Below are 5,620 nucleotides of genomic sequence, written 5' to 3' on the forward strand. Positions count from 1 at the left end.
GATCTCGAGCGTCCAGCCGTGCGCGGCCGCGACGCGCTCGACGATGGCGAGTCCGATGCCCGTGCCGCCGTCCGGCGAGACGCCGAAGTCGGTCAGCGCCGCGCGGTCGCGCTCGTCGTCCGGAAGCCCCGGGCCGTCGTCGGCCACGTACACGCCCCGCTCGTCGACGCCGACCCGGACCGCGGGGTCGTCGCCGCCGTGGTCGAAGGCGTTGCCGATGAGGTTGCCGACGGCGCGCCGGAGCAGGGTCGGGTCGCCGACCACCGGTCCGGCGTCCTCGACGACGAGGTCGGGCTCGGCCGGCAGGTCGCCGAAGTCGCCCGACTCCAGGCAGTCGGCTGCGAGGTCCGCGAGGTCGACCGCCTCGTCCGCGGTCTCTATCTCGGCCGGGTCGCGGGCCATCACGAGCGCCTCGTCGATCATCGTCTCGATCCGGTCGAACGCCTCCTCGGCGGCCGCCAGCCGCTCGGTGTCGCCCGTCTCGCGCGCGAGGTCGACGTACCCCCGCGCGACCGACAGGGGGTTGCGGAGGTCGTGCGAGAGGAAGCCGGCGAGGCGTTCGAGCCGCTCGTTGAGGCGCTCCAGTTCGCGCTCGCGCTCGACGCGGTCCGTGACGTCGCGGATCACCCCGACCGCGCCGACGACCGCGCCGTCGCGCTCGATGGGAGTCAACCGCGTTTCGGTGGTCACCTCCCCGCCGTCCGCAAGCGTCGTCGCGAGCTGGACGCGCTCGTCGTCCGCCTCGCCGGCGATGACGCGGTCGACCGCCGCCCGGTAGCGGTCGCCCGCCTCCTCGCTCCAGTACCCCTCCTCGACGAGTCGCTCCGGGTGTTTCCCGTGGAGGACGTCCTCGTCGAAGCCGGTCACCTCGCGGAGGCGGTCGTTGACGAACACGCGGTTCCGATCGCCGTCGAGGACGTACGCCCCGTCGCCGAGGGCGTTCACGATCGACTCGGCGTGGTCGATCGGGGTCGACCCCGGCGGGGAGTCCATACGAACGGTAGGAGACGAGGGAACAAGTGTCTCCCGGGTAGCGGCAGGCGTGGCCACGGGCGCGTCCCTCGTTTCGGGCACCGAACCGGTCCGCGCCGCCTCACCCCGCGATCATCGCGACGCCGACGACCGCGAGGACGGCCGCGACGAGCCGGAGCCTGAAGTGGCGCTCGCCGAGCAGCACGCCCCCGAGGACGACGGCGACGATGGCCTGCGTGTTGATCACCGGGGAGGCGACGCTCGCGGGCAGCGCCGCGAACGCGACCGTCGTCAGGTGCTCGCCCAGCGCGACGAGCGCGCCGGCCGCGAGGAACTTCGGGAGGTCGCGTCGGTTCGCCGCGATCGGGTTCCGAACCGCCGCGGGGAGCAGCACGACCGCGACGCCGGCGAGCAGCAGCGGCACCCAGAGCGTGCCGGGGATCGCGAGCTCCTGGAGCGCGACCCGCTTGCCCACGTCGGCGACCGCGTAGCAGGCCGCGCTCGCGAGCGCCAGCTGCGCGGGCCGCGAGCGTGCGGCCCGGACGAACGGCGCGAAGAAGCTGCCCGGCTCGTAGTTCGCGACGTACACCGCGAGGGTGGTGACGACGACGCCGGCGACCTGAACCGGCGCCAGCACCTGCCCGAGCAGCCCGACCTCCAGCGGGAGGACGAACATCGGGACGACCTTGTTGATCGGCGCGACGTACGACACCGCCCCGTCCTCGATGGCGCGCAGGAAGAGGACGAAGGCGGCGGCGGTCGCGAGGCTGGTGACGGCGACGACGGCGAACCGACGCGGGACGACGAGCCCGGCCAAGCCGGCCGCGGCGTCGCCGAACCCCACGGTGAGCCCGGTACCCGCGAGGAACCACCCGAGCGCCGCGGCGTTGATCGCCACCGTCAGCGCGGCCGGGGGGTACTCCGAGAAGGCCCGCTTCAGGACGAAGAGGTAGGCGCCCCAGACGACGGCGGCGGCGAGCGCGGCGAGGAGTCCGGCGTCCATTCGTTCCCCCCGAGCGCGACCGGCGGAAAGAAGGGTTCGATCCGCCCGCGGCCCGGTCCCGGCCGCGGAGCGGTTCGGTCGGCCTCGCCGCGAAACGGTTACGTCGCTCCCCGGAGAACCCACGCGGCATGGACGACCACACCCGGGACCCCGGGGTCGCCCCGCCGCTCGGGAACCCGACCGGGTGGAACGCGGGGGGCGGTCCCGCGCCGGACGACCGGGAGGAGTCGCCGGGCGGCGACTCGGACGCGCGCGCGGTCGGCGGGTACTGGGAGCACGCGACGCTGCGGCGCGCGACCGAACACGGCGTGCGGCTGTTCAACGACGGCGCCTACCACGAGAGCCACGACTGCTTCGAGAGCGAGTGGTACAACTACGGGAGCGGCACCGCCGAGAGCGCCTTCCTCCACGGGATGGTTCAGGTCGCCGCCGGCGCGTACAAGCGCGTCGACTTCGAGAGCGACGCCGGGATGCGGTCGCTGTTCGAGACGGCCCTCCAGTACCTCGACGGCGTCCCGGGCGACTTCTACGGCGTCGACGTCGACGACGTCCGGGAGACGCTCCGGGCCGCGCTCGACGACCCCGGCGCGGTCGACGACTGGCGGATCGCCCTCGACGGGGCGCGTCCCCCGGCGTACCCCGCCGACTACGAGTACGCCGAGCGCGTCGACGAGGGGCACTGAGGGGGCCGGCCGACCCGAGCGGCGACGGTCGATCTCCCGCCGCGGATCCGAACGCCACTTATCCGCCGCGCGCCTGCGAGTCGTATGGAAGTTCACGATCTGGGCGACGGGGAGCCCGAGGTCGCCGTCGTCGGCGCGATCCACGGCGACGAGCCCTGCGGCGCCCGCGCCGTCGAGCGCCTGCTCGACGCGGACCTCGACCCCGAGCGACCGGTGCGGCTGATCGTCGCCAACGAGGAGGCCCTCGACGCGGGCGAGCGATACCTCGACGCCGACCTCAACCGGGCGTTCCCGGGCAACGCGAACGCGGAGGCACACGAGGTGCGGCTCGCGGCCGACCTCCTCGACGCGCTGGAGGGGTGTACGACCCTCGCGATCCACTCGACGCAGTCGTACGCGGAGCCGTTCGCAGTCATCGACTCGATGGACGAGGTGACCCGCGCGGTCGCGCCGCACCTCCCGGTCGACGCCGTGATCCAGACCGACGCGTTCACCGAGGGGCGCCTCATCGAACACCCGCACACCCTCGAAGTGGAGGCCGGGCTCCAGGGCTCCGAGGCCGCCGCCGACAACGCCTACTGGCTCGCGCGCGCGTTCCTCGCGGCGACCGGCGCCATCTCCGCGCCCGGCGCCGACGACGTGCTCGACGCCGGGGGGCGCGAGGACGTCTCGGTGTTCCGGCTCCGCGACCGGATCCCGAAGCCGGAGGCGGAGGCGTACGAGGTGTTCGCGCGCAACTTCGAGCGCGTCGACTCGGGCGAGCGGTTCGCGGCCGCCGACGGCGAGCCGCTGCTCGCCGACGAGCCGTTCTACCCCGTGCTGCTGTCGCCGAACGGCTACCGCGACCAGTTCGGCTACGTCGCCGACCGCGTCGGGACGCTGGAGTAAGCGCCCGTCCGGGAGGTCAGAGGCTACTCGACGAGCTCGATACTGTCGTCGCCGTTCGGCACCGCGCAGATGAACGCGCCGGGCTCGTCGCCCTCGTTGCGGTACCAGTGTTCGACGCCCGCGGGAATGAGGAGCGCGTCGCCGGGCGAGACCGTCCGCTCCTCGTCGCCGATCCCGACGACGTACTCGCCGGCGAGGACGTACTGCTCGTGTTCGACCGCGTTGGTGTGGCGGGGGACCGCGGCGCCCGGCGCGAGCTCGAACCGGCGCATCGCGAAGTTCGGGGCGCCGTCGGACTCGTCGAGGAGAACGCCCTTCGAGAGTCCCTCCGCGGCCTCGACGGGCTCGTAGGCGATCTCGTCGCCGCGCTTCACGACCGGGTCGGCGTGGCCTGCGTCGCTCATGTGACGCCCTGACGGGCCCCGTGTATTTAACCGATCACCGACCGAACCCGAGGGCATGCGTGGAATCAAGGTCGGGAGCGCGTTCGGCATTCCGATCCGGCTCAACTGGACGTTCCTGATCGTCTTACCCCTGTTCGCGTACCTCATCGGCGGACAGGTGAGCACCATCGCGGAGGTGATGAACGAGGTCGGCGGGCTCGGGATCGACGCGACCGCGGTCGCGACCGGCGCCACGCCGTGGATACTCGGGCTGTCGGCCGCGCTGGGGCTGTTCGTCGGAGTGCTGCTCCACGAGTTCGGCCACTCGCTGGTCGCGATGCGCTACGGCTACGAGATCGAGTCGATCACGCTGTGGCTGCTCGGCGGGCTCGCCAGCTTCAAAGACTTCCCCGAGGACTGGAAACACGAGTTCTGGATCGCGATCGCCGGCCCGGTGGTCAGCGTCGCGGTCGGAGTCGCCTGCTACGGGGTCGTCCTCGTCGGGGCGGGCGGCTCCGACGCCGTCCTCTTCGTGTTCGGCTACCTCGCGCTGTTGAACGTCGTCCTCGCCGGCTTCAACATGCTCCCCGCGTTCCCGATGGACGGCGGGCGGGTCCTCCGGGCGCTGCTCGCGCGGAACCAGCCGCACGCGCAGGCGACCCAGCGGGCCGCCGCCGTGGGGAAGGTGTTCGCGTTCCTGATGGGGATCGTGGGCCTGTTCACCTTCCAGCTGCTGCTCATCGTGCTCGCCTTCTTCGTCTACATCGCCGCCTCCGGCGAGGCGCAGCAGACGACGCTGAAGGCCACCTTCGAGGGAGTCACCGTCACCGACGTGATGACGCCGCGCGCGGACCTCCACACGGTGACCGAGGACACCTCGGTCGCCGACCTGATGAGCCGGATGTTCGAGGAGCGCCACACCGGCTACCCGGTCCTCGACGGCGACGAGCTCGTCGGGATGGTCACCCTAGAGGACGCTCGGTCGGTCCGCGAGGTCGAGCGCGACGCCTACCGCGTCGACGACGTGATGGCGACGGACGTCGTCGCGGTCGGCCCCGCCGCCGACGCCCTGAGCGCGCTCCAGACGATGCAGGAACACGGCGTCGGGCGCCTCCCGGTGATCGACGCCGACGGCGAGCTGGTCGGACTCATCTCCCGGTCGGACCTGATGACCGCGTTCAACATCATCCAGACCGGCGGCACGCCGGGCGTCATCAGCGGCCGGCGGGGGGTCGACGAAGGCCCCGGCGTGTTCTGACCGGTCGCCCGCCCGGTCCGACCGGCCGGATCCCCCGGCGTGGGGTATATACGCGGCAACGACCTATCTCGGTCCGTGACAACCCGGACCATCCGCGCCCGCGACCGGCCGGTGTTCGGCGTCGACGTCCACAGCGGCGACGTCCGCGGCGACAGCCCCTCCTACGCGCTCGTGGTCCTCGACCCGGTCGACGAGGACGACCCGGACGCCCCGGACGCCGACGGCCCGATGGCCCGGGTCACCCGCGACGTCGTCTCCTTCCGCAAGCTCTGCCGCCTGATCGACGACCGCGAGCCCCTCTACGTGGCCACCGACAACGCCTACGAGCTGGCGGCGGACAAGGGGGAGCTCGTCAACTTCCTCCGGTCGCTGCCGAACGGCACCCGGCTCGTCCAGGTGACCGGCGCGGAGCGCCCGGAGCCGCTCTCGCGGG

At 72.7% G+C, this 5,620-nt stretch carries 6 protein-coding genes and 1 pseudogene; 4 read left to right on the forward strand and 3 right to left on the reverse strand.

From position 1 onward, the window contains the following. Positions 1-993 (reverse strand): PAS domain-containing sensor histidine kinase (locus B9G38_RS13770; protein WP_086220736.1); only part of this gene is annotated, 993 nt, incomplete at its 3' end. Between the two features lie 100 nt (positions 994-1,093). After that, on the reverse strand, positions 1,094-1,975 hold the full coding sequence (locus B9G38_RS13775) for an EamA family transporter (protein ID WP_086220737.1): 882 nt from the start codon (positions 1,973-1,975) through the stop codon (positions 1,094-1,096). 128 nt (positions 1,976-2,103) lie between these two features. On the opposite strand from B9G38_RS13775, the gene B9G38_RS13780 reads away from it, so the two are divergent. Further along, the gene (locus tag B9G38_RS13780; RefSeq protein WP_086220738.1) at positions 2,104-2,658 is read left to right on the forward strand and encodes a DUF309 domain-containing protein; all 555 of its coding nucleotides are present in this window, start codon (positions 2,104-2,106) and stop codon (positions 2,656-2,658) included. A gap of 84 nt (positions 2,659-2,742) precedes the next feature. Further along, complete coding sequence (locus B9G38_RS13785) at positions 2,743-3,546, forward strand: succinylglutamate desuccinylase/aspartoacylase family protein (protein ID WP_086220739.1); 804 nt, start codon at positions 2,743-2,745, stop codon at positions 3,544-3,546. 23 nt (positions 3,547-3,569) lie between these two features. Here B9G38_RS13785 and B9G38_RS13790 read toward each other — a convergent pair whose 3' ends face one another. Next, positions 3,570-3,950: a cupin domain-containing protein gene (locus B9G38_RS13790; protein WP_086220740.1), complete on the reverse strand. Its 381-nt coding sequence runs from the start codon at positions 3,948-3,950 to the stop codon at positions 3,570-3,572. Between the two features lie 55 nt (positions 3,951-4,005). Between B9G38_RS13790 and B9G38_RS13795 the strand changes: the two genes are divergently transcribed. Both B9G38_RS13795 and B9G38_RS13800 read left to right on the forward strand, forming a co-directional pair. Beyond that, positions 4,006-5,187 (forward strand): CBS domain-containing protein, encoded by a 1,182-nt coding sequence (locus tag B9G38_RS13795; RefSeq protein ID WP_086220741.1) that lies wholly within the window; start codon positions 4,006-4,008, stop codon positions 5,185-5,187. A 75-nt stretch (positions 5,188-5,262) separates the two neighbouring features. Continuing rightward, positions 5,263-5,620, forward strand: a pseudogene (locus B9G38_RS13800) (DUF460 domain-containing protein); the annotation flags it as partial.

The sequence above is a fragment of the Halorubrum sp. SD612 genome (genome assembly GCF_002135005.1).

Coding starts and splice junctions, on each gene's coding strand:
- B9G38_RS13775 (WP_086220737.1), bottom strand. CDS start 1,975: ATGGACGCCGGACTCCTCGCCGCGCTCGCCGCCGCCGTCGTCTGGGGC.
- B9G38_RS13780 (WP_086220738.1), top strand. CDS start 2,104: ATGGACGACCACACCCGGGACCCCGGGGTCGCCCCGCCGCTCGGGAAC.
- B9G38_RS13785 (WP_086220739.1), top strand. CDS start 2,743: ATGGAAGTTCACGATCTGGGCGACGGGGAGCCCGAGGTCGCCGTCGTC.
- B9G38_RS13790 (WP_086220740.1), bottom strand. CDS start 3,950: ATGAGCGACGCAGGCCACGCCGACCCGGTCGTGAAGCGCGGCGACGAG.
- B9G38_RS13795 (WP_086220741.1), top strand. CDS start 4,006: ATGCGTGGAATCAAGGTCGGGAGCGCGTTCGGCATTCCGATCCGGCTC.